This is a genomic window from Ruegeria sp. AP12, assembly GCF_056540025.1.
This window is the reverse complement of sequence record NZ_JBQFVZ010000072.1, coordinates 1-1,155: the sequence shown is the minus strand read 5'-3', so window position 1 is coordinate 1,155 and position 1,155 is coordinate 1. Positions and strand designations below refer to the sequence as shown.

Here is a 1,155-nt window from a genome sequence, read left to right as displayed (position 1 = left end):
ATGACCAACGTCGCCAATGACATCCACCGCACCTCTCCGCTTTTGAACACACGAGCTGCCGCATGACCGATACCCTCCTCAAGCCCTACGAACCCCTGCTGCTCGTATCTCTGGAACAGGCCGTCGCTGCCCCCCTCGCGTCGTGCCACTTTGCCCAGGGCGGCGCGCGCGTCATCAAGATCGAGCGTGACACCGGCGATTTCGCCCGCAAGTACGACGGCGCGGTGAAAGGCTCGGCGTCCTATTTCGTCTGGGCCAATCACGGCAAGGAAAGCCTTTGTCTAGATATAAAACACCCCGAGGATGCCGCTCTGCTGCACCGTATTCTGGACGAGGCGGATGTGTTCATCCAGAACCTCGCCCCCGGCGCCATCGCCCGCGCCGGGTTTGGTGAGGATGTCCTGCGCAAACGCAACCCGCGCCTGATCACCTGCGATATCAGCGGATATGGCGAGGAGGGACGTTACAGCGAGATGAAGGCCTATGACTTTCTGGTGCAATGCGAAAGCGGGCTGGTCTCTGTCAACGGAGCGCCCGGACATCCCGGCCGCATAGGCGTTTCGGTCTGCGATATCGGTGCCAGCATGAACGCGATCATCGGCATCCAGAAGGCTCTGATCGCGCGCAGCATCAGCGGCAAAGGCAGCGCGGTGAAGCTGTCCCTTTTCGACACTGCAGCCGATTGGATGACCGTGCCTTTGATGCATACGGTTTATGCGGGCAAAGCGCCTCAACCGGTTGGCCTGCATCACCCGTCCATCGCGCCTTACGGCGGGTTTACCACCAAAGATAATGAGGTTCTGGCGATCTCGATCCAGAACGAACGCGAGTGGAAACGCCTCTGCGCCGATGTTATCGGACAGCCCGACCTGGCGACCGATCCCCGGTTCTGCGACGCCGCCCAACGGGTCGCCAACCGCGCTGAACTGGATGCCATCGTGGCCGGGTTCTTTGCCCGTCACACCCGCACCGAGCTGGAAGGCAAGCTGTTCGCGGCAACCATCGCCTATGGGGCCGTGAACTCGGTCAGCACCTTTGCCGTACACCCGCAGCTGCGCCGCACGCCGGTCACGCTGGAAAACGGGGATGAGGCGCATCTGGTTGCGGCCCCCGTCCGCCACAGCTTCGATCCGGAAACACCCCGCTTTGGCCGCG

1 protein-coding gene is annotated in these 1,155 nt (G+C 62.3%); it reads left to right on the top strand.

Annotated elements, in window-relative coordinates; genetic code table 11:
- Window positions 1-62: 62 nt before the first annotated feature.
- Window positions 63-1,155, top strand: a 1,093-nt coding sequence (locus ACR0E6_RS21295) for a CaiB/BaiF CoA transferase family protein (RefSeq protein ID WP_480587053.1), incomplete at its 3' end; no start/stop codon positions are given.